The following is a 715-nucleotide window of genomic DNA, read 5'->3' on the forward strand; positions in this document are numbered from 1 at the left end:
CCGGTCCGCGACGCGCTGGCGGCGCAGCGGGCCGGGGCCGACCGCCGGCTCGTCGACTGCGAGGCGCAGCGCTCCGCGCTGGCCGCCGAGCTGGCCGCGGTGCGGGAGCAGCGGGAGAGCCCGCCGCCCGCTCCCCCGACCCGCACCGCCGACCGCGGCGTCCTGCCCGGGGCGCCGCTGTGGCAGCTGGTCGACTTCGTCGAGGACGTGCCGGACGCGACCCGCGCCGCGGTCGAGGCGGCGCTGCAGGCCTCCGGCCTCCTCGACGCGTGGGTCCTGCCCGACGGCACGGCCCGCATCGACGGCCACGACGTCCTGGCCGACCCGCGGCTGCTGCCGGCCGTGGCCAGCCGCTCCCTGGCCGACGTGCTGCGCCCCGAACCGGACGCCCCGGTCGACGCCGAGCGCGTGCGGGCGCTGCTGCGCGCCGTCGCCTTCGACGACCAGCTCCCGGCCGCGCACCCGGCGGCGGTGGGCGCGGACGGCACGTGGCGGTTGGCCGCGCTCACCGGGAGCTGGGCCAAGCCCGAGCCGGAGCACGTGGGGCGCACGGCCCGCGAGCGGGCCCGGCAGCGCCGGATCGGCGAGCTGGAGACGGCGATCGCCGAGGCCGAGGAGGTGCTGCGGACGGTCCGCGCGCAGGTCGCCGAGCTGGCCCGGCGCACCGGCGAGCTGGCCGCCGACCTGGCGGCCCGCCCCGACCGCGACGCCCTCG

Annotated in this window: 1 pseudogene; it reads left to right on the forward strand. The window is 81.4% G+C overall.

Annotated elements, in window-relative coordinates:
- A pseudogene (locus KIK08_RS39315) lies at positions 1–715 on the forward strand (TIGR02680 family protein); the annotation flags it as partial.

Source organism: Pseudonocardia lacus, assembly GCF_018531445.1.
GTDB lineage: Bacteria > Actinomycetota > Actinomycetes > Mycobacteriales > Pseudonocardiaceae > Pseudonocardia > Pseudonocardia lacus.